Source organism: Mesorhizobium sp. B2-4-19 (assembly GCF_006441315.1).
Lineage (GTDB): Bacteria > Pseudomonadota > Alphaproteobacteria > Rhizobiales > Rhizobiaceae > Mesorhizobium.
Genome location: NZ_VFUV01000006.1, coordinates 228,464 through 251,162, shown reverse-complemented (window position 1 = coordinate 251,162; position 22,699 = coordinate 228,464). Strand labels below are relative to the sequence as shown.

General features: G+C 65.7%; 22 protein-coding genes. 17 read left to right on the top strand and 5 right to left on the bottom strand.

What is annotated here, in order from left to right:
* Positions 1-3: 3 nt before the first annotated feature.
* The 5 genes from FJ546_RS13620 to FJ546_RS13600 all read right to left on the bottom strand — a co-directional run bounded on the left by FJ546_RS13620 (position 4) and on the right by FJ546_RS13600 (position 5,985).
* On the bottom strand, positions 4-423 hold the full coding sequence (locus FJ546_RS13620; RefSeq protein WP_140889795.1) for a diol dehydratase small subunit: 420 nt from the start codon (positions 421-423) through the stop codon (positions 4-6).
* Complete coding sequence (locus tag FJ546_RS13615; RefSeq protein WP_140889794.1) at positions 420-2,690, bottom strand: propanediol/glycerol family dehydratase large subunit; 2,271 nt, start codon at positions 2,688-2,690, stop codon at positions 420-422. Before FJ546_RS13615 ends, FJ546_RS13620 begins: the two co-directional genes overlap by 4 nt.
* Positions 2,691-2,985: 295 nt before the next feature.
* Positions 2,986-3,939, bottom strand: a complete 954-nt coding sequence (locus FJ546_RS13610) for a glycosyltransferase family 4 protein (protein ID WP_140889793.1) — start codon at positions 3,937-3,939, stop codon at positions 2,986-2,988.
* A complete protein-coding gene (locus FJ546_RS13605; protein ID WP_246686843.1) occupies positions 3,936-4,793 on the bottom strand; it encodes a glycosyltransferase family 2 protein in 858 nt (285 codons plus the stop codon). The genes FJ546_RS13610 and FJ546_RS13605 overlap by 4 nt, the downstream gene beginning before the upstream one ends.
* A gap of 241 nt (positions 4,794-5,034) precedes the next feature.
* The gene (locus FJ546_RS13600; RefSeq protein ID WP_019859771.1) at positions 5,035-5,985 is read right to left on the bottom strand and encodes a LysR family transcriptional regulator; all 951 of its coding nucleotides are present in this window, start codon (positions 5,983-5,985) and stop codon (positions 5,035-5,037) included.
* Between the two features lie 93 nt (positions 5,986-6,078).
* On the opposite strand from FJ546_RS13600, the gene FJ546_RS13595 reads away from it, so the two are divergent.
* The 17 genes from FJ546_RS13595 (at position 6,079) to FJ546_RS13515 (ending at position 22,691) form a co-directional block, all read left to right on the top strand.
* Complete coding sequence (locus tag FJ546_RS13595) at positions 6,079-6,984, top strand: dioxygenase (protein ID WP_140889851.1); 906 nt, start codon at positions 6,079-6,081, stop codon at positions 6,982-6,984.
* Between the two features lie 3 nt (positions 6,985-6,987).
* Positions 6,988-7,947 (top strand): VOC family protein, encoded by a 960-nt coding sequence (locus tag FJ546_RS13590; RefSeq protein ID WP_140889792.1) that lies wholly within the window; start codon positions 6,988-6,990, stop codon positions 7,945-7,947.
* Entirely contained in the window at positions 7,944-8,603 is a 660-nt protein-coding gene (locus tag FJ546_RS13585) for a phospholipase (protein WP_140889791.1), read from the top strand. Before FJ546_RS13590 ends, FJ546_RS13585 begins: the two co-directional genes overlap by 4 nt.
* Positions 8,603-9,664 (top strand): maleylacetate reductase, encoded by a 1,062-nt coding sequence (locus tag FJ546_RS13580; RefSeq protein ID WP_246686848.1) that lies wholly within the window; start codon positions 8,603-8,605, stop codon positions 9,662-9,664. Before FJ546_RS13585 ends, FJ546_RS13580 begins: the two co-directional genes overlap by 1 nt.
* Before the next feature lie 26 nt (positions 9,665-9,690).
* Positions 9,691-10,965 carry an ABC transporter substrate-binding protein gene (locus FJ546_RS13575; protein WP_140889789.1) on the top strand — a complete coding sequence of 425 codons (1,275 nt, stop codon included), beginning with the start codon at positions 9,691-9,693 and terminating at the stop codon, positions 10,963-10,965.
* Between the two features lie 59 nt (positions 10,966-11,024).
* On the top strand, positions 11,025-11,741 hold the full coding sequence (locus FJ546_RS13570; RefSeq protein ID WP_140889788.1) for an ABC transporter ATP-binding protein: 717 nt from the start codon (positions 11,025-11,027) through the stop codon (positions 11,739-11,741).
* Positions 11,738-12,445: an ABC transporter ATP-binding protein gene (locus FJ546_RS13565; protein ID WP_181167929.1), complete on the top strand. Its 708-nt coding sequence runs from the start codon at positions 11,738-11,740 to the stop codon at positions 12,443-12,445. Before FJ546_RS13570 ends, FJ546_RS13565 begins: the two co-directional genes overlap by 4 nt.
* 58 nt (positions 12,446-12,503) lie before the next feature.
* Positions 12,504-13,367, top strand: a complete 864-nt coding sequence (locus tag FJ546_RS13560; RefSeq protein WP_140889787.1) for a branched-chain amino acid ABC transporter permease — start codon at positions 12,504-12,506, stop codon at positions 13,365-13,367.
* A 7-nt stretch (positions 13,368-13,374) separates the two neighbouring features.
* Positions 13,375-14,424 carry a branched-chain amino acid ABC transporter permease gene (locus FJ546_RS13555; RefSeq protein WP_140889786.1) on the top strand — a complete coding sequence of 350 codons (1,050 nt, stop codon included), beginning with the start codon at positions 13,375-13,377 and terminating at the stop codon, positions 14,422-14,424.
* Entirely contained in the window at positions 14,424-16,178 is a 1,755-nt protein-coding gene (locus FJ546_RS13550; RefSeq protein WP_140889785.1) for an FAD-dependent monooxygenase, read from the top strand. Before FJ546_RS13555 ends, FJ546_RS13550 begins: the two co-directional genes overlap by 1 nt.
* A gap of 10 nt (positions 16,179-16,188) precedes the next feature.
* Positions 16,189-17,076, top strand: a complete 888-nt coding sequence (locus FJ546_RS13545) for an intradiol ring-cleavage dioxygenase (protein WP_140889784.1) — start codon at positions 16,189-16,191, stop codon at positions 17,074-17,076.
* A gap of 70 nt (positions 17,077-17,146) precedes the next feature.
* A complete protein-coding gene (locus tag FJ546_RS13540) occupies positions 17,147-17,965 on the top strand; it encodes an SDR family NAD(P)-dependent oxidoreductase (RefSeq protein ID WP_140889783.1) in 819 nt (272 codons plus the stop codon).
* A 67-nt stretch (positions 17,966-18,032) separates the two neighbouring features.
* Entirely contained in the window at positions 18,033-19,340 is a 1,308-nt protein-coding gene (locus FJ546_RS13535; RefSeq protein ID WP_140889782.1) for an ABC transporter substrate-binding protein, read from the top strand.
* A 25-nt stretch (positions 19,341-19,365) separates the two neighbouring features.
* Positions 19,366-20,094, top strand: a complete 729-nt coding sequence (locus FJ546_RS13530) for an ABC transporter ATP-binding protein (protein WP_095774989.1) — start codon at positions 19,366-19,368, stop codon at positions 20,092-20,094.
* Positions 20,091-20,819 carry an ABC transporter ATP-binding protein gene (locus tag FJ546_RS13525; RefSeq protein WP_140889781.1) on the top strand — a complete coding sequence of 243 codons (729 nt, stop codon included), beginning with the start codon at positions 20,091-20,093 and terminating at the stop codon, positions 20,817-20,819. The genes FJ546_RS13530 and FJ546_RS13525 overlap by 4 nt, the downstream gene beginning before the upstream one ends.
* On the top strand, positions 20,806-21,669 hold the full coding sequence (locus FJ546_RS13520) for a branched-chain amino acid ABC transporter permease (protein ID WP_140889780.1): 864 nt from the start codon (positions 20,806-20,808) through the stop codon (positions 21,667-21,669). Before FJ546_RS13525 ends, FJ546_RS13520 begins: the two co-directional genes overlap by 14 nt.
* A complete protein-coding gene (locus FJ546_RS13515) occupies positions 21,666-22,691 on the top strand; it encodes a branched-chain amino acid ABC transporter permease (RefSeq protein ID WP_140889779.1) in 1,026 nt (341 codons plus the stop codon). The genes FJ546_RS13520 and FJ546_RS13515 overlap by 4 nt, the downstream gene beginning before the upstream one ends.
* Positions 22,692-22,699 lie beyond the last annotated feature (8 nt).

Here is a 22,699-nt window from a genome sequence, read left to right as displayed (position 1 = left end):
CTTTCAGAAGCGGAACGTGAAAAGGCCGCGAGCCGCGTAGGTCTCGGCTGCTTCTTCGATGAAACGGGCGATGCGTTCGGCCTGGTAGGTATCGCGCATCGTGGCCGCGGCCTCGAGCAATTCTTCCTTGGATTTGGCGCGGCCGGGGCGCAGCAGTTCATAGACCTGCATGATGAAATCCTGCGGCACCTCGACAAGCTCCGCCCCACGCTCGAAGTTGAGGGCCAGTGTCGGCCGGCCGACATCGCGCGCCACATCGGCCTGTGCCTGCAGCGCTTGGGGGGTGATGCGAAGGTCATCCATCGTCACGTCGCCCGCGAGCACCGAATCCAGCGTTATCTCGGCAAGCGACTTGCCGCGCTTGCCCGTCACGGCGCCGGGCTGCGTTTCGGCGAGCGGATAGTCGGCGCGCGTGTGGGTCACGATTTCACCCCCGTCAGGGTGACGTCGACCTCTTCGGGAGCCGCGCCTGCCTCCGTCAGCCCGGTTTCGATGGCGTAGATGAGGGCGACACGGGCGTGGTAGCGAGACCCCATGGCCTCGCCCCGCTGCGGCACGACGATGGGCTCCGGCATTTCGCCCAGCGCATAGGCCGCCGCATTGGCACCGAGCGCGCGATAGTGCTCGAGCCTGGTGATCGGCGCATTGGAAAACAGCTCCAGATTGTTGTGCGGCTGGCGATCGCGCTGGTGGATGACGGCCGTGCCCTTGGCCTGGATGCCGATGCCGATGCCGCTGCCGGCCATCCGGGCGGCGGACAGGCCGAGGAAGGAGGTATCGGCCGTATGGCGAAAGCGGACGACGCGCGCCTTGAGCCCGCGTGCGTGGATCGCATCCAGCATGGCGCCGAGCACTTCGGAGAGCCGATGTCCGGCCGTCGTCCGATAAAGCTTGAGCCCGAAGGCCGGGCTGATGCCGATGACCACATCGTCCTTCGTCGATCCGTTGGCCGCCGGCCCAAGGTTGCGATAGCGGATGTGCCTTGCCTCGTCCTTCTCGTGCAGGGCTTCCGAGCGCAGCACCTCCTTCTGGTCCAGCACGTCGCGGATGTCATTGAGCTGCAGACGCCGTTCTTCGGACACGCGGTAGCCGGAGCCCGGGCCGAGATAGTCGTTTGGATCGTTGACCGCACTGACGATCCGCCCATTGCGGATCATCGCCGATGTCTGGAGATAGTCACCGGAAAGGCGCAGCTTGACCACGTCGAGGAGGTTCTCCGCCTCTTCGCGGAACCCACGCTTGGCCAGCGCCTTGACCACATCGATCACGGTGATGCCGCGCTCCTTGATGGCTTCGCTGATAAAGCTGACGTCGCGCGGCATCAGGCTGCGCGTATCGTCGGAACCGGACGCATAGACCACGCTGCTCTTCATGTCCTCGGTCGGTGAGGAAAGGTCGAGTTCCTCGAACACGGCGGCGATCGCTTCCACCGCCCGCTCGCGCAGCTCGATCGCGCGCGACTCGGGCAGCGGCGTCAGCCCGCCATCGGCCTCGAAATCGCGCTGCAGCACCAGATAATCTTCCAGTTCCTCGCCGTTGATCAGCGACGGGTTGAACGAGTTGTCGTATTTCAGGATCGATCCCATGCCGGAGCAGATCAGATCCGAGCCGGCAATCAGGTAGGGAAGGATCTTGGCGCCGACGCGAATTTCCGATTCGGTCGAGCGCGCGTCATTGCCCGAGGCGCATTCGAGATCGAGCCAGACGGCGATGAGGTTCTCGGCCATCAGTTCGCGAACACCGCCGGGTATGGTGGCGGTCAAAGGCGCTCCGTCGATACCGCCGTTTTGCGTGCCTTGCACCCCCATGCCGCGCTGCAGGCAGAGGCAGCGCGCTTCCAGGTAGAGCAGCGATTTGGCTTCGTGGAAGCCCATCAGCAACTCGGAGCCGGCACCGGACGTACAGCGCATCTTGACGCCGCGCGAGGCGTAGGCGGCGGCCAGGAACGCCTTGGACCACGGCGTGTCATCGCCATCGGTGAACGACTTTTCAGTGCCGTAGACGGAAACGGTTTCGGCGTAGGAGGTGAAGCCAGCCATGGCGATGCGCAGCTCTTCGGCTTCCTCGCTGGAGCATTGGAACAGCGTTCCCCAGCGACCGACCGCGCCGCCTACCGCGCACGCCACCGCGTTGGACCAGGCGTTGCGCGACACGCGCATCGTCGTCTCGATCTCGTCGAAGCCGAAGGCGACGGCGGTCGCGGCATCGGCCGCGAGCTGCAGCGGATCGTCCTTGGCGTTGGTGACGTGCGCCTGGTTGCCCGGCGTCTTGCGAGCCCGCATCTTCGAGTAGGCGAAGGCGATCTCCAGCGCGTTGAGCTGCGACACCACTTCGGCGAGTTTGGCGGGTGTCATGCCATGGGCGAGCCGCACCAGTGTTTCGCGCGGCACATTCATGTCGACCAGCCAGCGTGCGACGGTCGCCGAGTCCAGCGCCATCGCTTCCGGCGCCACCTCCGGATCGATGTGATGGCGGGCGATGAAGCGGTCGATCATGTCGTAGTCGTGTTCGAGCACCCCATCGAGGGATACGACGCGCCCGTCCTTGATGCCGATGCCGGGTTGGGGATCGGCCGGACTGGAGAAAGCGGAGAAGCCGTTGGCGGGGTCTTCCGCCGCAAACTTGTCCAGCCGCAACGGCCGCTCGTCCCAGTCGGCGAAGCGCTTCCAGCGGTTCAGTTTCGGCGTCATGCGTGCGATCCTCGACCCAGCCGAAAGACTAGTGAAAGCTTACCCGCCACACAATGACCCTGGATCGACCGCCGGCCAAGGGGGCGCACGCCGCAGGTTCAAATATCTGAAGCTCCTCGCCATCCTGTCGATCTTCGCGGCCGAGGCGCTCGAAATCCACCGACGGCACAGGCTGCCGGTGCCACGGGTCATACGGCATTTAGTTCGTTTTGCTGGAACATGGCGCGACGTGTTTCGGCATCGAGTTCGGCCGCCAAAGGTCAGGTTCGGCCGGGCACCTCTGAAGCCGCACGTCTCACCGGCCCGACCGCTCCGCTGCAGTGAGCAACGAGGTAAACATGTGCGCGTAGTTCTCCGCCTGCACGCCCCAATCCCACTCTCGGATCGCCTCGATCATGCGGGCGGCCATCCGCGACCGGAGCGATGGCATGTCCCGCAACAGGGCGAGCTTGTTCGCAAGCCCTTCCGCGGTTCCATCGAAGAACAGCCCGTTGTCGCCATCCTGAATCAACTCGGGCATGTTTCCGACACGGGTCGTCACCAAGGGGACACCGCACGCCGCCGCCTCCAGGCAAGGATTGGGTGTGCCTTCGCTGCGACTGGCGCAGACATAAACGTCGAGATCCCGGTAGAAGTCGAGCATTTCGTCATGGTTGCGCCAGTGCTGCTCCCGAATCGCAGTCTGCAGTCGCACGCCCGGCACGGCCGCGACCGCGGGCTCGATGACGTCGTGGAAGCCGCGATGTGCCGGACCATGGTTGCCGAGACTTCCCGCCCATCCGACGCGGAGCTCGCCAGAATAGGGTTGCGGCTCCGGCGGGGGGCAAAAGAATGTCGTGTCGACTCCATTGGGCGTGTAGTGGACCGGGATACGCAGTAGAGGAGCGTATTCGCGCTCGAGCTTCCGATTGTTGACAAAGACGGCGCGCGCCAACCGCTGCAGGATAGCGAGCCCGGGCTCGCGGAATTCGCCCTCCACCTCCCTGTGGCTGCAGATCCCGATGAGCAGCCTGTCAGAGCGCCGGGCGAGGACCGATTCCGGCAGAGGCAGCTTCGCGATCTGGAACCAATAGAAGATGAGCACGACATCGGCGGCGTTCACGTCGGACTCAGTCACATCATGCTGAAATCGTTCGACGATCTCGAACCTTCTTGCCAGCACGCGCCGGAGGTTCTGGGTCTTTCTATCGATCGCCCAGCCGGGTCGGTCCGCGATCGCCAAGATGCGGGGGAGCTGTCCATCGCTCACGAGGCGTACCGCTCAAGCCAGTGCGCCAACCATGGATTGGCCTCGTCCAGATCATCGTCCGTCGCAGTGGTGCGCACCTGGGTAGTGTCCGGCAGTTGGATATCGCCTGGTCGCAAGCGGGGTCGCCATCCGTGCCAACCACGACCATTGACCTCCTCGCTCAGGAACCGGCGGCCACCATACTTGCGCGCGGCGTGCTCTGCGCTCAGGAACAGATAATGCTTCATGCGAAAACGCTCGGGGGAGAGCCTCACCGGCTCCCCGAAGCGTACGCGATGGCCCCCTGACCACGCAATCTCCATGGGGCCGTCCTGTTTCTTGTACGCACGGACGCAGTGTGGGGAGAACGGCCGGAACGGGTAGTAGGTGCGCAGCGTGTCTTGATAATTGGGATTGTCGTGGTCGGGGGCTTCCCTGGTGGGAATGAACGTGAACTCGGAAGACTCGATCGCATTGAAGCCGAGTGCGTCGGCTGCCGCAATGGCGGAGACCAACGATGAGTACGAAGCCGGCGGAAGATGGATCTCGTCAGCGTCAAGATGCATGAACCAGTCAGCCTCGAGCGACTGAAATAGTTCCTCTTTGCGACGAAGAAGCTGTTCCCAGCAATACCAGCCGTTGTGCGGGATGCTTTCGAACCCTATCAATCCGGCCCCGCGGTAGCGCTGGGCAATCTCAAGCGTTCGGTCCGTCGACTGATTGTCGCAAATGTAGACCTGTACGCCTTGACGAAAGAGGTTATCGAGACATCCGGCGACAAACCGTTCCTCGTTGCGTGTTGTAAGGACCGCGACGACTCGTGGGGAGTTCCGATCACGCGCAGCATGCGCAATCTGGGTGTTGAGTTCGACCAAGTTCCTCAATCCTTCGTTTGTGCTTCCGGATGCCATGCTGGCAGGTCAACTGGCGCAATTACTGAACTTGGCCGAAATGACAAGTCTAAAGACTCGGACCCGGCATGCCAACGCGCTGTCCCCCGAAGTGCAACCTCTCACCAGCGGTTCCCGTCGCGATCGCGAGTCTCGGGAATATGCGTACTCGGAAAACAGGCCAGACGGCCGTTTGTGGCGCCGTTCCGTGAAACGATGAACTGCTCTAACGACCCCAGATGACGGCATTCTCGTGCCGTTTTATGATGTGCTTCAAATTCTCGAAGGCGGTCGTGACGTGGCCGGCAAAGCGCTCCGCCGCCGGAGAGCGCGGCCCGCCAACCCGGCGCAGGATGCCCAGTGAGCGGCTGGGCTGCGGGATTTCATAGGGGAGCACCGTCACCCGGTTCTCCTTGCGCTGCGCGAAGACCACGGAAAATGGCAGCACGGCCAGTGCATCGGTTTCGGCGAGGAAGTTGATCACGCTCATCAGCGAGCCCCCCGAATAGCGCACGTTGAGGTCCGACATGCCGATGCTCATCAGGATCATCTGCAGGTCCGACATCAGCGGAGAGCCGGGCAGGGGCGCCACCCAGGGAAAGCTGGTCAGGTCATGCGCCCTGAGGCGGCGATTGCGCAGCAGCGGATGGTCTGGCCGGCAAGCCACGACATTGCGTCCGGGCAGTATCTCGGTGAATTCGAAGCCGGGTCCGAGGTCGAGCACGCCGATCGGCACGATCCCGAGGTCGATCTGGTTGCTCTCCAGCGCCGCGACCATCTCGGGCAGGTTCATATAGCTTTGCTGGACGGTGACCTCGGGCTCGAGCTTCTGGAATTCGCCGATCATCCGGCTGATCATGGCATCCATGAAGAAAGGCACGCCGCCGACGCGGACGACACCCTTGGTGCCTTTCATGAAGCCCTGCACCGCATCCGACGCCTTGCGCGAGGCCGTGATGATCGTGCGCCCTTGCGCCGCCAGCTGGAAACCGAGCGGTGTCGGCTGCAGCGGCCGGCGGCCCTTGAGGAAGAGGGGCTCGCCGACCCGCGCCTCCAGCATGGCCAGCGATCGGCTGACCGCAGGCTGGGTCAGGCCCAGCATGGCGGCTCCTTCCGACACGCCGCCTGCATCCAGCACCGCGGCGAGCTGCATCAGGTGGCGCTCGTTCAGCTTCATAGCAAAACGCTATACAAGGGGCGCGACATCTCATCAAGCATCGCGTCGGGCCGTGTTATCCCGTTTGGCAAGGGGAAGGGAGGCCCCGGCGAAATGGACGGCCAGCACGACCCCCAGAGGGATGAATTCCCCAAGGCGATCTCGACGCAGGCCGAAGAATTCGCGCGGCGCCTGGCGGCAATGGGCCAGTCCCGCCTGGCGGCGGCGGCACAGGCGGCCGTGGATGGGTTGCACGCGCTGATCGTGGAGTTGCGGCCTTCCGGCGAGGAATTCCGGCTGGCGATCGATTTTCTGACCGAGGTCGGCCATTACGCCGATGCCCGGCGCCAGGAATGGGTGCTGTTCGCCGATGTGCTGGGCGTGTCCTCGCTGATCGAGGACCAAAACAGCCCGCGCCCCGCCGGGGCGACACCCAACACCCTGGCCGGACCTTTCTACCGGGCCGATGTGCCGGAAATGCCGCTCGGCGGGAACATCTCGCGCGACCACAAGGGCGAGCCGCTGGAGGTTACGGGGCGGATCGTGGCGCTCGGCGGCGCGGGGATCGGCGATGCCATGGTCGAGATCTGGCAGGCCAATGCCGAGGGCCTGTACGAGAACCAGGAACCGGACAGACAACCGGAATTCAACCTGCGCGGACGCTTCCGTGCCGATCCGCAGGGGCGGTTCCGCTTCATGACGGTCAAGCCGAAGGGCTACACGCTGCCGGCGGACGGCCCTGTCGGTCAATTGATGTCCGCGCTCGGTCTTGGCCTCGAGCGACCGGCTCACATCCATTTTCGCGTTTCGGCACAGGGCTTCGAAACGCTGACGACCCACATCTTCGACCGGTCGGACCCCGCGATCGGCCGGGATGCCATTTTCGGGGTCAAACCCGAACTCATGGCCGAGTTCCGCGCGCTGCCGCCCAATGGAGGAAAGCGGAAGCACGCACTCGACCTCAATCTCGTGCTCTGCCCGCAGCGGCCGGGCGAAACCGAAACCTCTGGGAGGAGATGAGCGATGGCCCGTGTCAGCGGCTACCACCATCTGACGCTGTCGACTGACGGCGCTCAGGAAGATTTTGATTTCTATACCAAGGCACTCGGCCTGCATTCGGTGAAGCGCACCGTCCTGTTCGACGGCGTCATCCCGGTCTATCACCTCTATTACGGCTCGCCCGACGGCGATGCCTCGACGATCATCACCACTTTCCCGTTCCGCAAGCCGGGCGTCTATGGCCGCCGCGGCACCAACCAGTCGCGCACCATCATGCAATCCATCCCCAAGGGGGCGGCGGATTTCTGGGTGAACCGGCTGAGCGCGCGCGGCATCAAGGCCACCAAGATCACACGCTTTGGCGCCGACCGCGTGGCTTTCGCGCATCCCTGCGGCATCCCGCATGAGCTGGTGGAAAGCGACAGCGATCCGCGCGCGCCCATCACCAGCGAGGCGCAGGGCATCGGCAAGGCCCACGGCATCAAGGGCATCTACGGCGCCATCGTGGCGGTGATGGATCGCACCGCGATGGACGATTTCCTGACCGTCGCATTGCCGCTGGAGAAGGAGGCGGACAATCACGAGGGGCTGGTGTTCCGCGTGCCGGACGCGACCGGCGTCAATCAGCGGGTCGAGGTGATCGTCGATCGCGACAGCGCGCAAGGCACCTGGACGCTGGCGGGCGGGACGATCCACCACCTCGCCCTCAACACGGGCGGCGAAGAGAACCAGTTGAAGTTGCGCGCTCATATCGAGGGCCTCGGCTTCACCGATATCTCGGAGCAGAAGGACCGCAATTACTTCAAGTCCTGTTATGTCCGCTCGCCCGGCGGCGCGCTGTTCGAACTCGCCTGGACCACGCCGGAAGGCTGGGCCAAGGACGAACCCCCGGGCCAGATCGGCAAGACGCTGGTCTTCCCGCCATGGTTCAAGGATCGCGAGAGCGAATTGCAGGCCGGTCTGGAACAGGCGGATTTCGCGTGAGTTCAGGCAGCGGTCCACTTCGGCTCGGGCCAAAGGGCGCAGAAGCGAAGGCGATCTGCGTCTTCGTCCACGGCCGCGGCCAATCGCCGGAGGAGATGCAGTCGCATGTGCTGTCGCGGCTTTCCGCGCCGGCCGTGGCATTCATCCTGCCGCGCGCGCCGCTCGGCGCATGGTGGGAGGCGCGCGCCGTCGACCCGTTGACGCCGGTCGCCCGCGCGCACCTTTCCGACGCGCTCGACCACCTGGCGGCCGCTGTGGTGGCGGCGCGGGCGGAATTGCCCGGACTGCCGCTGCTTCTGGCGGGCTTCTCGCAAGGAGCATGCCTGTCGATCGAATATCTCTGCGCCGGGCTGCCGCCGCCGGACGCGCTTGCCGCCTTCACGGGCTGCCGCGTCGGTGTGCCGGCGGACGGGCGCTCCGAAGCCGTGCCGGCCGGCGTGCCGGTCTATCTTTCCGGCAGCGATTCCGATCCCTGGATTCCGGTCTCGGCCTTCGCCGACACGGCGCAGTCGCTCGGCCGCGGTGGCGCGAGCCTGCGGGCCGATCTGTTCCCCGGCCGGAGCCACGAGGTTTCGGACGCCGAGATTGCAATGCTGGGCACCATCATCGCCGACCTGGAGGCCGGCCGGGGTGCGCGCATGGGGGCGGCGCGATGATGGACAGTTTCACCTTTCCCGGGCTGACGACGCGGGTGATCTTCGGTGCCGGCACGATGGCCCGCGCCGAGGAGGAGGTGCGGCGGCTCGGCCATGACAAGGCGCTGGTGCTGTCGACGCCACATCAGAAGGCCGATGCGGACAAGCTGGCTCAAAGCCTTGGCGGCCTCGCCGCCGGGGTCTTCGCCGGCGCGGTCATGCATACCCCCGTCGAGGTTACGGAAAAGGCCGTCGACGCCTTCCGCGCCAGCGGCGCCACGGCGGTCGTCAGCCTCGGCGGCGGCTCGACCACAGGGCTCGGCAAGGCCATCGCCGTGCGCACCGGCGCCGATCAGGTGGTGATCCCGACCACCTATGCCGGCTCGGAAATGACCGACATCCTCGGCGAGACGGCGGCCGGCGAAAAGACCACACGCCGCTCGCCGGACATCCGTCCCGAGACGGTGATCTACGACGTCGATCTGACACTGAGCCTCCCGGTTGGTCTCACCGTCACTTCGGCGATGAATGCGATCGCCCACGCCATGGAGGCCTTCTACGCCCCCGACCGCAACCCGGTGATCGTGCTGATGTGCAGGGATGCCATGGCTGCGTTCCGGGACGGCATTCCGCGGCTGATCGACAATCCGCAGGACCGCGCGGCGCGGACGCAGGCGCTCTATGCGGCCTGGTGCTGCTCGACCGCGCTCGGCTATGTCTCGATGGCGCTGCACCATAAGCTGGCGCATGTCTTCGGCGGCTCGTTCGACACGCCGCATGCCGAAACCCACGCCATCCTGCTGCCCTACACGACCGCCTTCAACGAAGCGGCGGTGCCAGATTTGCTGCGGCCGATGGCCGATGCCTTCGGTGGTGGCTCGGCGGGCAGCGGGCTCTGGGATTTCGCGCGCTCCGTCGGCTCTCCGCTGAGCCTGAAGGAGATCGGCATCGGGCAAGCCGATCTCGACCGCGCGGCGGCAATCGCGGTGAGGAACGCCTATGCGAATCCGAGGCCAATCGATTTGGGGTCGATAAGGGAACTCCTCCAGGCGGCGTTTGAGGGACGCCGTCCAGGGGGCTGACGAGAGGCAAGAGGGAGGAAGAGCAGATGATTACAAGACGGAGCTTACTGAAAGCGTCGGCGGCGACAGGTCTTGCGCTTGCCGGTTCTCGGCTGGCGACGCCGGCGCTCGCGCAGGGCGCCAAGATTCGCCTGGGCTATGTTTCGCCGCAGACGGGGCCGCTCGCCGGCTTCGCCGAAAGCGATGCCTACAACATTAAGGCTTTCCTCGCATCCGAGGCGGGCAAGAATTTCGACGTCATCGTCAAGGACAGCCAGTCGAACCCCAATCGCGCGGCCGAGGTGGCGAAGAGCCTGATCGTCGACGACGAGATCAACCTGATGCTGGTCGGCTCGACGCCCGAGAACACCAACCCGGTCGCCACCACCTGCGAGGCGGAGGGCGTGCCGGTCATCTCGACCATGGCGCCGTGGCAACCCTGGTTCATTGGCCAGCAAGGCAATCCGGCCGATCCATCGTCGTGGAAGCCTTTCAAGTTCGCCTATCATTATTTCTGGGGCCTCGAAGACATCATCGCCGTCTACACCGGCATGTGGAAGCAGCTTTCCTCCAACGGCAAGGTGGGCGGGCTGTTCCCCAACGATGCCGACGGCAATGCCTGGGGTGACCCGAAGAACGGGCTGAAGCCGGGCCTCGATGCCGCAGGCTTCAGCCTCAGCGATCCCGGCCGCTATCAGAACCTCTCGGACGATTTCACCGCGCAGGTCAACGCCTTCAAGGCGGCGAATGCCGAGATCGTCACCGGCGTGGTCATTCCGCCCGACTTCACCACTTTCTGGAACCAGGCCCGCCAGCAAGGCTTCAAGCCCAAGGCGGTGACGGTGGCCAAGGCGATCCTCTTCCCGCAATCGGTCGAGACGCTCGGCGACGCCGGCCACAACCTCTCGTCCGAGGTATGGTGGTCGGCCTCGCATCCGTTCAAGTCGTCGGTGACGGGTCAGAGTTCAGCGGACCTGGCGGCGGATTTCACCGCCAAGACCGGGCGTCCGTGGACCCAGCCGATCGGCTTCGTCCATTCGCTGTTCGAGGTGGCGGCCAATGTCATGGGCCGCGTTTCGGATCCGACGAATGCCGAGGCGATCGCGGCGGCGATCGCGGCTACCGACATGACGACCGTGGTCGGCAAGGTGGCCTGGACCGGCGCGGGACTGCCGCCTTTCGCCGCGAAGAACGTCTGCAAGACGCCGCTCGTCGGCGGCCAGTGGCGCAAGAAGGCAAGCGGCGGCTTCGATCTGGTGATCGTCGAAAACGCCACCGCGTCCGAGATCCCGACCGCGGGCAAGATGGAAGCCCTGGCCTGACACCGCCGAGGGCGGCGGATGCCGCCGCCCTCGTTCGGCGCGACCCGAGGATGACAGTGATGATACTCAGGCTGGAAAACGTCTCGAAGTCCTTCGGGGCCTTGAAGGTTACCGATGGCGTGACCGTCTCGGTACCGCGCGGCGAGGCGTTGGGCATCATCGGCCCGAACGGGGCGGGGAAGTCGACGCTCTTCAACCTGATCACCGGCAATCTGCTCGCCAATGAAGGCCGCATCGAACTCCTCGGCCGCGACGTGACCCGCGCCCCAGCCATGGATCGGGTGCGCATGGGTGTCGGCCGCAGCTTCCAGATCCCGCAGCCCTTCGAGGGGCTGAGCGTGTTCGAGAACCTCTTGACCGCTGCCGCGTTCGGCCGGGGCGGCCGCGAGGCCGAGATGGTCGACGATTGCGCGCGCATCCTCGAAGAGACCGAACTTCTCAGGAAGGCCAATGTGCCGGCCGGATCGCTGAGCCTTCTCGACCGCAAGCGCCTGGAGCTCGCCCGCGCCCTGGCGACGGGACCCGAGCTGCTGCTTCTCGACGAGATCGCGGGCGGGCTGACCGAGGGCGAATGCAAGGCGCTGGTCGCGACGATCAAGGCCATCCACGCCAAGGGAACCACGATCATCTGGATCGAGCATGTCCTGCATGCTTTGACGTCGGTGGTCGAGCGGCTTCTCGTGCTGGATTTCGGGCGCGTGATCGGGATCGGCGCGCCGAACGCGATCATGGCCTCGCAGCAGGTTCGCGAAATCTATCTGGGGCTCGAGGTCTGATGCTGCTGGAGACGCGCGCCCTCATCGCGAATTACGGCCAGTTCCGGGCGCTGTTCGGCGTGGATATCTCCGTGGCTGCGGGCGAGTGCGTGGCGATCATCGGCGCCAACGGCGCCGGAAAGTCCACGCTGATGCGCTCGATCACGGGCGTGATCCGCAACGAGGCCGCCATGGTTCTGCACCGGGGCGAGCCCATCGGCGCGCTGTCCTCGGCCGAGATCATGAAGCGCGGCATCGCCATGGTGCCGGAAGGGCGCCGGCTCTTTGCCTCGCTGAGCGTCGAGGAAAACCTGCTGATCGGCGGGCAGGCGCGCAAGGCGCCGGGGCCGTGGAGCCTGGAGTCGGTCTACGACCTCTTCCCGATCCTGCGCGAGCGGCGCAAAAACCCCGGCACGGCGCTCTCGGGCGGCCAGCAGCAGATGGTCGCGATCGGCAGGGCGCTGATGTCCAATCCTGAATTGCTGCTGTGCGACGAGATCAGCCTCGGCCTCGCGCCCGTCGTCATCCGCGACATCTACGCAGCACTTCCCAAGGTCCGCGAAGGCGGCGCCGCGATCGTGCTGGTGGAGCAGGACATCGGCAAGGCGCTGGCGGTGGCCGACCGTGTCTATTGCATGATGGAGGGCCGGGTGACGTTGGTCGCCAAGGCGGCCGATGTCACGCGCGAAGAAATCCATTCCGCCTATTTCGGAGTGGCGGCATGACGAGGCAGCCCCGCATGCCCGCGCAATTTTCCCGCCGCCTGACGACGGGGGCGCGGCGATGATCTGGCTGGACACCCTCGTGCAGGGAATGCTGCTGGGCGGGCTCTATGCGCTGTTCGCGGCGGGGCTGAGCCTCGTCTTCGGCATCATGCGGCTGGTGAACCTCGCCCATGGCGACCTTATCGTCCTTGCCGCCTATCTGGTGCTGACGGGCGTCACGCTGCTTGGACTGTCGCCCTGGGTCGCCGCGCTCATCGCCATGCCGGTGATGTTCATGCTTGGCTGGCTGCTGCAGGCCGCCGTACTGAACCGGGTGCTTGGCAAGGATATCCTGCCGCCGCTTCTCGTCACGTTCGGCCTGTCGGTCGCTCTGCGGAATGGGCTGCTCGAAGCCTTTTCCGCAGACAGCCGGCGCATTCCGGCAGGCGCACTGGAGGGGGCCTCGGTCGATCTCGGGCTGGTCACGGTGGGCGTGATGCCGCTGATGACCTTTGCGTCCGCGATCGTCGCCATCGTGGCCTTGAACGGGCTCTTCTATCACACCGCCCTCGGCCGTGCCTTCCGCGCCACCTCGGACGACGCCGTGACGGCGGGCCTGATGGGGATCGAGCCGAAGCGGGTGTTCGCCATCGCCACCGGGATCGCGATGGTCGTGGTGACGCTGGCGGCGCTCTATCTCGGCATGCGGGCCAACTTCGATCCCTCGATCGGGCCGGCGCGGCTGATCTATGCCTTCGAGGCGGTGATCATCGGCGGCCTCGGCAGCCTGTGGGGAACGCTTGCGGGCGGGATCATCATCGGCGTGGCCCAGACGGCCGGCGCGGCGGTGAATCCGGAATGGCAGATCCTGGCGGGCCATATCGCCTTTCTGATCGTGATGCTGTTCAAGCCGCGGGGTCTGTTCCCTCGCGCAGTGGATTGAGGGCGGCATGTATCGGCTGACAACCCGCACCCGCGCCGGAACTGCCACGGAGATCGCCGTGATCCTTCTGGTCGTGGCCGGGCTCGCCTTGCCCGCCGTGACCTCGCGCGGTGTCATACAGGACCTGTTCTTCATTCTCACCATGCTGACGCTGGCGCAGATCTGGAACCTGCTGGCGGGCTATGGCGGTCTCGTCTCGGTGGGTCAGCAGGCCTTCGTCGGCATCGGCGCCTATGCGATGTTCGCCGGGGTGATCCTGCTCGGCTGGAACCCGGTTGCCGCGATCCTGCTGGGCGGCCTTGCGGCGCTGGCTCTGGCCGTTCCCACGGCCTTCTTCGCCTTCCGCCTGCAGGGCGCCTACTTCGCCATCGGCACCTGGGTGATCGCCGAGGTGACGCGGCTGCTGATCGCGCAATGGAAGGCGCTCGGTGGCGGCACCGGCACCTCGCTGCCACGCGAGGCGACCAGCAACATCATGGGCACGGATGCGATCCGGACGCTGTTCGGCGTGCGCGAGGCGGCCGCCCGCGACATTCTCGCCTATTGGCTGGCGCTGGCGCTGGTGGTGGCCGTCACCGGCTGCATCTACTGGCTGCTGCGCAGTCGCCTCGGGCTGGCGCTGGCGGCGGTGCGCGACAATGTCGATGCGGCCCAGGCGGTCGGCGTCGATGTCGGGCGGCTCAAATGGGCGGTGTTTCTGATCGCCGCGGCCGCCACCGGACTGACCGGCGCGCTGATCTTCGTGCAGACGGCCCGCATCTCGCCGGAGGCGGCCTTCGCCGTCACAGACTGGACGGCCTATGTCATCTTCATCGTCGTCATCGGCGGCATCGGCACCATCGAGGGACCCATCGTCGGGGTGCTGGTCTTCTTCGCGCTGCGTTCGGCGCTGGCCGACTACGGCAGCTGGTACCTGATGACACTCGGCCTCGCCGCCATCGCGGTGATGCTGTTCGCACCGAAGGGGCTGTGGGGGCTGATTTCGGCCCGCACCGGCCTGCACCTGTTTCCGGTCCGCCGCAGGCTGGCCGGCCCGAAGATCGAGGGAGGACATTGATGGCGGATATCGAAACCGACGTGCTGATCGTGGGCACGGGCCCGGCCGGCTCGGCCACGGCGGCACTTCTCGCCAGCTCCGGCGTGGCCAACATGGTCGTGAACCGCTACCGCTGGCTGTCGAATACGCCGCGTGCCCACATCACCAACCAGCGCACCATGGAAGTGCTGCGCGACCTCGGGCCGGAGGTCGAGGCCGAGGCCGTGATGCACGCCTCGCCGCAGGAGCTGATGGGCGAGAACGTGTTCTGCGAAAGCCTGGCCGGCGAAGAGCTTGGCCGGATGAAGAGCTGGGGCACCGACCCGCTCTCCAAGGCTGAACATCTCCAGACGTCGCCGTCCTTCATGAACGATCTGCCCCAGACCTTCATGGAACCGATCCTGTTCAAGACGGCGTGCGCTCGCGGCACGCAGGCGCGCATGAGCACCGAATATGTCAGCCATGTCCAGGATGCGGACGGCGTCACCACGACCTGCCGCGACAGGCTATCGGGCAGGGCCTTCACCGTGCGGTCGAAATTCCTCGTCGGCGCCGATGGCGGCAACTCGCTGGTGGCCGAGCATCTGGGCCTGCCTTTCGAGGGCAAGATGGGCGTCGGCGGGTCGATGAACATCCTGTTCCGGGCCGATCTTTCGAAATACGTCGCTCACCGGCCAAGCGTCCTCTACTGGGTCATGCAGCCCGGTGCCGATGTCGGCGGGATCGGCATGGGTCTGGTTCGCATGGTGCGGCCGTGGAACGAGTGGCTCATCGTCTGGGGCTACGACATCAACCAGCCGCCGCCTGATGTGACGCCGGAACTGGCCACCGGCGTCGCGCGCCAGCTGGTCGGAGATCCCGAGCTCGAGATCGAACTCCTGGGCGCCAACACCTGGACCGTGAACAACTGCTTTGCCACGCACATGCAGAAGGGGCGGGTGTTCATCATGGGCGACGCCGCGCACCGGCATCCGCCCTCGAACGGGCTTGGCTCCAACACGTCGATCCAGGACGGGTTCAACCTCGCCTGGAAACTCGCCAAGGTCGTCAAGGGGCAGGCGGGGATCGGGCTTCTGGACAGCTACTCGGCCGAGCGTGCGCCGATCGCGCGCCAGATCGTGACGCGCGCCAACCAGTCGATCGCCGAATTCGGCCCGATCTTCGAGGCGCTCGGCATGGATGGCGGCGTGGATCACGACAAGATCCAGAGGAACATGGAGGCCCGCGCAGACGCCACACAAGCCGCCGAAGCGCAGCGCGAGGCGCTGCGCAAGGCCATCGCCTTCAAGAAATACGAGTTCGACGCCCATGGCGTCGAGATGAACCATCGCTATGCGTCGGGCGCCGTGGTGACCGACGGCCAGCGCGAGCCGGCTTTCGAGAAGGATCGCGAGCTGCACTATGCGCCCACGACCTGGCCCGGCGCGCGCCTGCCGCATGTCTGGGTCTTCGAGCGCGCGGGCAGGAAGGTCTCGACACTCGACCTTTGCGGACATGGCGAGTTCACGCTGTTGACCGGCATTGGCGGCGAGGCGTGGGTCGCCGCCGCGGAGACGGCCGCCGCGGAACTCGGCCTGCCGATCCGCACCCATGTGATCGGCCCGCGCCGCGCGATCGAGGACCATACCGGCGACTGGGCGCGCGCATGCGAAATCCGCGACGCCGGCTGCCTGGTGGTGCGCCCCGACCATCACGTCGCCTGGCGTTCCGAAACGCTGGCCGCCGATCCCGCGGCCGAACTGCGCCGCGTCTTCAAATCCGTTCTGGCGCGCTGAGGAGGATCCCATGACCGACGAACACGAACACGGCTATTTCACCGAAGCCAACTCGGCCGAAGTCGTCGTCGCGCGCAACAAGAACGCCAAGGACCAGCGACTCGGCCAGGTCATGGAGGTCATCACCCGCAAGCTGCACGAGGCGGTGAAGGAGATCGAGCCGACACAGGAGGAATGGTTCGAGGCGATCATGTTCCTGACGCGGACAGGCCAGATCTGCAACGAGTGGCGGCAGGAGTACATCCTGCTGTCGGATGTCCTCGGCGTCTCGATGCTGGTCGACGCGATCAACAACCGCAAGCCGTCCGGCGCCTCGGAATCCACCGTGCTGGGGCCATTCCATGTCGCCGACGCGCCCGAACTGCCGATGGGCTCGAACATCTGCCTCGACCAGAAGGGCGAGCCGATGTTCGTGCATGGCCGCATCCTCGACACCGAGGGCAACCCGATCGCTGGCGCCAAGATCGATGTCTGGCAGGCCAATGACGAGGGCTTCTACGATGTGCAGCAGAAGGGCATCCAGCCCGACTTCAACCTGCGCGGCGTCTTCCGCACCGGCGCGGACGGACGCTACTGGTTCCGCGGCGCGAAGCCCAAATATTACCCGATCCCGGATGACGGGCCGGTCGGCAAGCTGCTCGGCGCGCTCGGGCGCCATCCCTATCGCCCGGCGCATCTCCACTACATCGTCGAGGCCGAGGGTTTCGACGCGCTGACCACGCACATCTTCGATCCGGACGACCCGTATATCGATACGGACGCCGTCTTCGGCGTGAAGCAGAGCCTTCTCGCCGAATTCCGCAAGGTCGAGGATGCCGAAGCCGCGGCGAAGGCCAAGGTTGCCGCGCCGTTCTACGACGTCGAGTTCGATTTCGTGCTTTCGCGAAAGAAGAAGTGATCCCCGCGCCGTGGGCGCCGCGCAGGCGCCCGCACGCAGGTCGGTATCGCGCAAAAATGGGAGGAAACTGATGGCCGCACTTGAGAAGATGTTCGAGGTCAGAGGCAAGTCGGTGATCGTCACTGGCGGCGCCAGCGGCATCGGCCAGGCCTATGCAGAGATCATGGCCGAGCATGGCGCGAAGGTCTGCATTTTCGACCTGAACCCCGCCGGGCTGGACAGGACGGTGGCCGCGATCAGGGCCGCGGGCGGCGATGTCTGGGGCCAGGTCGTCGATGTCGGCGACCGCGCGGGGATGGCTCGATCCTTCGACAAGGTAGCCGAGAAGGCGGGCTCGATCGATGTCGTGTTCGCCAATGCCGGGATCGACGCCGGACCGGGCTTCAACACCCCGACCGGCGAGAGGAACCCCGAGGGCGCCATCGAGAACCTGCCCGACGAGCACTGGGACAAGGTGATCGAGATCAACCTGACTTCGGTCTACACCACCATCAAGCATGCCGTCCGGCACATGAAGCCGAATGGCGGCGGCCAGATCATCGTCACGTCGTCCATCGCCTCGCTGATCAACGAGAGCATCGTGGGCACGCCCTACATGCCCGCCAAGGCCGCGGTGAACCATCTCGTGCGCCACATGGCGATGGAACTCGGCACCTACAACATCCGCATCAACGCCATCCTGCCCGGACCGTTCATCACCAACATCGCCGGTGGCCGGCTGCGCAATCCGGCCGACCGCCAGGCCTTCGAGGCCCAGTCGCTCGTCGGCCGCATAGGCGATCCGGAGGAGATCAAGGGGCTGGCGCTCTACCTGGCGTCGCCCGCCGCGTCCTACGTCACCGGCTCGCTGATCGTCATCGATGGCGGCTCGCTGCTGCGCATGACTTGAAGAAGCTTTGAACTGACGCCGGTCTCGTCGAGGGGACGGGCCGGCTTAACCCAGGGAGGAAATGAACATGACCTACCAAAACAGACTCGTGAAATCGGGTTTGCCCAGCCGCCGGACCGTGCTGAAGGGGATTGGAGCCGGTGTCGCGGCCGCCAGTACGCTGGCCATGCCGCGCTATGCGCGCGCCGCGACCGCTGGGAAGATCAAGCTTGGCTATCTCAGCCCCACCACCGGTCCGCTCGCCCTCTTCGGCGAGACCGACGGCTACACCTTGAAGAAGATCCGCGCCCTGCTCGGCGGCCAGCTGCAATGCGCCAACGGCAATACCTACGAGATCGAGATCCTCGATCGCGACAGCCAGTCCAATCCGAACAAGGCATCGGAAATCGCCGGCAACCTCATCCTGAACGACGAGGTGCACCTGCTCGTTCCGGCTTCGACCACCGACACGATCCTGCCCGCTGCCGAACAGTCCGAACTCTATGAGACGCCGTGCATCTCCTCGGGCGCGCCCTGGCAGGCGGTGATCATGCCGCGCGGCGGCGGCAAGCAGACCTTCGACTGGACCTACCATTTCTTCTGGGGTCTCGACGAGGCGCTGAACACCTTCGTCGGGCTCTGGAACCATCTGGAGACCAACAAGAAGGTCGGGATGCTGTTTCCCCAGAACATCGACGGCGAGACCTGGGGCAATGACGAATACGGCCTGCCGGCGCCGACCCGCAAGGCCGGCTACGAGGTCGTCGTGCCCGGCTATTTCCAGCCGCGCACCAATGATTTCTCCGCCCAGATATCCGAATTCAAGAAACAGGGCTGCGACATCATCGGCGGCATCACCTATCCGGACGATCTGAAGACCTTCGTCACCCAGTGCAACCAGCAGGGCTTCAAGCCGAAGGCGGTCACGGTGGCGGCGGCGCTGCTGTTCCCAGGCGGCGTCGAGGCGATGGGTCCGCTCGGCGCCGGCATGTCCTCCGAGGTCTGGTGGACGCCGGCCTTCCCGTTCAAGTCGTCGCTGACCGGGCAGGTCAGCCGCGACATCGCCGACCAGTGGGAAGCCGATGCGAAGCGGCAGTGGACGCAGCCGCTGGGCTATTCGCATGCCTTGCTCGAGGTCGCGCTCGACATATTGAAGCGCTCCTCCAATCCGCTCGACCGCCAGGCCAACCGCGACGCGCTGGTCGCCACCGATCTGCAGACGCTGGTCGGGCACATCAAGTTCGACGGTTCGCCGCACAAGAACATCTGCAAGACGCCGATCTTCGGCGGCCAGTGGGTGAAGGGCGAGAAATGGCCCTACGACCTGAAGATCGTCGACAACACGGTCAATCAGCTCTTCGCGCCCCAACAGGCGATCAAGCCGATCGCCTGGTGACATGAGCAGGGACGCGGACGGATCCATGGATAGGGCAATCCTGCTGACGGCGCGCGGCGTGTCGAAGTCCTTCGGCGCCGTCCGCGTCCTGCATGAGGTGAGTTTCGACGTGCATCGGGGCGAGGTGCTGGGCATCCTCGGCCCGAACGGGGCGGGCAAGACCACGCTGTTCAACATGATCAGCGGCGATTTGAAGGCATCCGGCGGCGAGATCCAGCTCGGCGACACGGCGCTGCGCGGCGAGCCGCCCTTCCGTCGCTGCCAGATGGGGATCGGACGGACTTATCAGATCCCGCGTCCCTATTCCGGCATGACCACCTTCGAGAACCTGCTGGTCGCCGCCGCGTTCGGCGGCGGCCGGTCGGAGAAGCAAAGCTATGCTTTTTGCGCCCAGGTGCTGCGCGATTGCGAGCTTTCCGACAAGGCCAATGTCTCGGCCGGCGCCCTGACGCTGCTCGACCGCAAGCGGCTGGAACTGGCGCGCGCGCTGGCGTCGGATCCGAAGCTGCTGCTGCTGGACGAGATCGCGGGCGGGCTGACAGACGATGAATCGAAAGCGCTGGTGGCTCTGGTGCGCCGCATCCGCGACCGCGGCATCACCATCGTCTGGATCGAGCACGTGCTGCACGCGCTGCTGGCGGTGGCGGACCGGCTGCTGGTGCTGAACTTCGGCGAGAAGATCGCCGAAGGCGTGCCCGCCGAAGTGATCGCGCTGCCCGAGGTCCAGCGCGTCTATATGGGGATCGAGGCATGACGGCCGTTCTTTCCACCCACGGGCTGCTGGCCCGCTATGGCGATTTCCAGGCGCTCTACGGCATCGACATCGAGCTGCACCAGGGTGAGGCCGTGGCCCTGATCGGCGCCAACGGAGCAGGCAAGTCCACCCTCTTGCGTTCAATCATGGGCCTGCTCCCGGTCGGACGCGAGATGGTGCGGCTGCACGGCGACCCTGTCGGCGGTACCGCGACCGACCGCATGGTGCAGAAGGGCGTCGCCATCGTGCCGGAGGGCCGCCGCCTGTTCGCCGGCATGTCGGTCGAGGACAATCTGCGCGTCGCCATCGACCAGGCCGCGCGCATGGGCGCCAAGGGCGGATGGACGCTGCCACGACTGCACCAGCTGTTCCCGATCCTCAAGGAAAAGGCCCGCACGCAGGTGCAGAGCCTCTCGGGCGGGCAGCAGCAGATGGTGGCCATCGGCCGCGCGCTGCTGTGCCAGCCGCGCGTGCTGCTTTGCGACGAGATCAGCCTCGGCCTTGCGCCCAAGGTGATCCGCGAGATCTATGCCGCCTTGCCCGAAATCCGCGCCACCGGGGCGGCGGTGATCATGGTCGAACAGGATGTCGGCCTCGCCCGGACCGCCTCGGACCGTCTCTACTGCATGCTGGAGGGGCGCGTGACCCTGACCGGCAGGTCGGCTGAAATCACGCGCGAGCAGATCGGCAAAGCCTATTTTGGAGCGGGCCATGGAGTGGTTTGACGCCTTGGTGCAGGGGATCCTGCTGGGCGGCATGTATGCCCAGTACGCGCTCGGCATGGCGCTGATGTTCGGCGTCATGCGCATCGTCAACATCAGCCATGGCGATCTGGTGATCCTGCTGTCGCTGATCGGCATCTCGATGGCGACGGCCTGGGGCCTGGGACCGCTGCCTGTGCTGATCGTCTTGGTGCCGCTCGCGGTGCTGATGGGCTGGGTGCTGCAGAAGGCCGTGCTGAACCGGGTGGTGGGCAGCGACCCGCTGCCTTCGCTGATCGCGACCTTCGGACTGTCGATCGCGCTGCAGAACCTGATGCTGCAGATCTGGTCCGCGAACAGCCGGTCGCTGCCCGGACATGGGATCGAGAGCCAATCCATCGAGATCGGCAGCGTCTATATCGGCCTGCTGCCGCTGATCGTGCTGGCGGTCGCCACGGGCCTGACCTGGGGCCTCGATCTGACATTGAAGCGCACGCGCTTCGGCCGGGCGCTCCGCGCCGCGTCGGCCGATGTCGAGGCGGCGGCGATGACCGGCATCAACCCGCGCGCCGTGTATGCGATGGCGACGGCGGCGGCGGTCGGCATCCTGGGCTTTGCCGCCGTCTTCCAGGCGCTGCGGTCGACCGTCGCGCCGGCCGATGGACCGGCCCAGCTGATCTACGCGTTCGAGGCGGTGATCATCGGCGGCATGGGTACGGTATGGGGCGCCTTCGTCGGCTCGATGGTCCTCGGCATCTCGCAGGCCATTGGCTTCCGCATCGATCCGGGCTTTGGCGTGCTCGCCGGACACATCGTCTTCCTGATCGTGCTGGCGACCCGCCCGCGGGGCCTGTTCGGAAAGGCATTGTCATGAGTGCGATCCCCTATGTGGAAACCGAGGCGCCCGAGGTCCTGGTGCAGCGCCAGACCCGCTCCGGCCGCGTCGCGATGACGCTGGCGGTGCTGGCGATGATCGCAGTCGCGGCCATGCCGTGGTGGGCCTCGACCGGCACGATCCGCTCGATCCTGGTGTTGTGCTGCTACATCGCCGTCGCGCAGATGTGGAACCTGCTCGCCGGCTATGCCGGCCTTGTCTCGGTGGGCCAGCACGCCTTCATGGGCGCGGCCGGCTATGCGCTTTTCGTGTTGGCGCAGACCTACGGCATCAATCCGTTCATGGCGGTCTTCCTGTCGCTGCTGGTGCCAGCGGCGCTGGCCGTGCCGATCTACCTTTTGCTTCATCGCCTGGACGGCCCATATTTCTCGATCGGCACCTGGGTGGTGGCCGAGGTCTTCCGGCTGACCGCCTCGAACCTGCCGCTGGTCAATTCCGGCGCGGGCATGTCGCTGCGCGTGATGAAGGATTATTCGGCCTTCGAGCGCAATGTCGCCATGTCGCTGCTCTGCGCGGGCATGCTGCTGGTCACGCTCGGCGGCAGCTACTGGCTGCTTCGCTCGCGCTTCGGCCTTGCGCTGATCGCCATGCGCGACAATCCGGTCGCGGCAGCCAGCCAGGGCGTGAATGTCGCAAAGCTGCGCTTCCTGGTCTATGTCGCGTCGGCGGTCGGCTGCGGCCTTGCGGGCGCGATCTACTTCATGGCGCAGTTGCGGATCACGCCGGGTTCGGCCTTCGATCCGATGTGGGCGAATGTGGCGATCTTCATCGTCATGGTCGGCGGGATCGGCTCCATCGAGGGCGTTCTGATCGGATCCCTGATCTTCTTCATCGCCGACCGCTGGTTCGGTGAATACGGCGCAACCTATTTCGTCGTCCTCGGCCTGATGACGCTGCTGGTGGCGCTCTACGCCCGCACGGGCATCTGGGGCCTGATCTCGAAACGGTGGGATGCGCCATGGTTCCCGATCCGACGCAAGCTCGTCCATCCGGACCGCTGAGAGGGAGG

What these genes read in the sequence shown, in the direction of transcription:
- FJ546_RS13615 (WP_140889794.1), bottom strand. Translation starts at nt 2,690, where the DNA reads ATGACGCCGAAACTGAACCGCTGGAAGCGCTTCGCCGACTGGGACGAG.
- FJ546_RS13600 (WP_019859771.1), bottom strand. Translation starts at nt 5,985, where the DNA reads ATGAAGCTGAACGAGCGCCACCTGATGCAGCTCGCCGCGGTGCTGGAT.
- FJ546_RS13595 (WP_140889851.1), top strand. Translation starts at nt 6,079, where the DNA reads ATGGACGGCCAGCACGACCCCCAGAGGGATGAATTCCCCAAGGCGATC.
- FJ546_RS13590 (WP_140889792.1), top strand. Translation starts at nt 6,988, where the DNA reads ATGGCCCGTGTCAGCGGCTACCACCATCTGACGCTGTCGACTGACGGC.
- FJ546_RS13580 (WP_246686848.1), top strand. Translation starts at nt 8,603, where the DNA reads ATGGACAGTTTCACCTTTCCCGGGCTGACGACGCGGGTGATCTTCGGT.
- FJ546_RS13575 (WP_140889789.1), top strand. Translation starts at nt 9,691, where the DNA reads ATGATTACAAGACGGAGCTTACTGAAAGCGTCGGCGGCGACAGGTCTT.
- FJ546_RS13570 (WP_140889788.1), top strand. Translation starts at nt 11,025, where the DNA reads ATGATACTCAGGCTGGAAAACGTCTCGAAGTCCTTCGGGGCCTTGAAG.
- FJ546_RS13560 (WP_140889787.1), top strand. Translation starts at nt 12,504, where the DNA reads ATGATCTGGCTGGACACCCTCGTGCAGGGAATGCTGCTGGGCGGGCTC.
- FJ546_RS13555 (WP_140889786.1), top strand. Translation starts at nt 13,375, where the DNA reads ATGTATCGGCTGACAACCCGCACCCGCGCCGGAACTGCCACGGAGATC.
- FJ546_RS13550 (WP_140889785.1), top strand. Translation starts at nt 14,424, where the DNA reads ATGGCGGATATCGAAACCGACGTGCTGATCGTGGGCACGGGCCCGGCC.
- FJ546_RS13545 (WP_140889784.1), top strand. Translation starts at nt 16,189, where the DNA reads ATGACCGACGAACACGAACACGGCTATTTCACCGAAGCCAACTCGGCC.
- FJ546_RS13540 (WP_140889783.1), top strand. Translation starts at nt 17,147, where the DNA reads ATGGCCGCACTTGAGAAGATGTTCGAGGTCAGAGGCAAGTCGGTGATC.
- FJ546_RS13535 (WP_140889782.1), top strand. Translation starts at nt 18,033, where the DNA reads ATGACCTACCAAAACAGACTCGTGAAATCGGGTTTGCCCAGCCGCCGG.
- FJ546_RS13530 (WP_095774989.1), top strand. Translation starts at nt 19,366, where the DNA reads ATGGATAGGGCAATCCTGCTGACGGCGCGCGGCGTGTCGAAGTCCTTC.
- FJ546_RS13525 (WP_140889781.1), top strand. Translation starts at nt 20,091, where the DNA reads ATGACGGCCGTTCTTTCCACCCACGGGCTGCTGGCCCGCTATGGCGAT.
- FJ546_RS13520 (WP_140889780.1), top strand. Translation starts at nt 20,806, where the DNA reads ATGGAGTGGTTTGACGCCTTGGTGCAGGGGATCCTGCTGGGCGGCATG.
- FJ546_RS13515 (WP_140889779.1), top strand. Translation starts at nt 21,666, where the DNA reads ATGAGTGCGATCCCCTATGTGGAAACCGAGGCGCCCGAGGTCCTGGTG.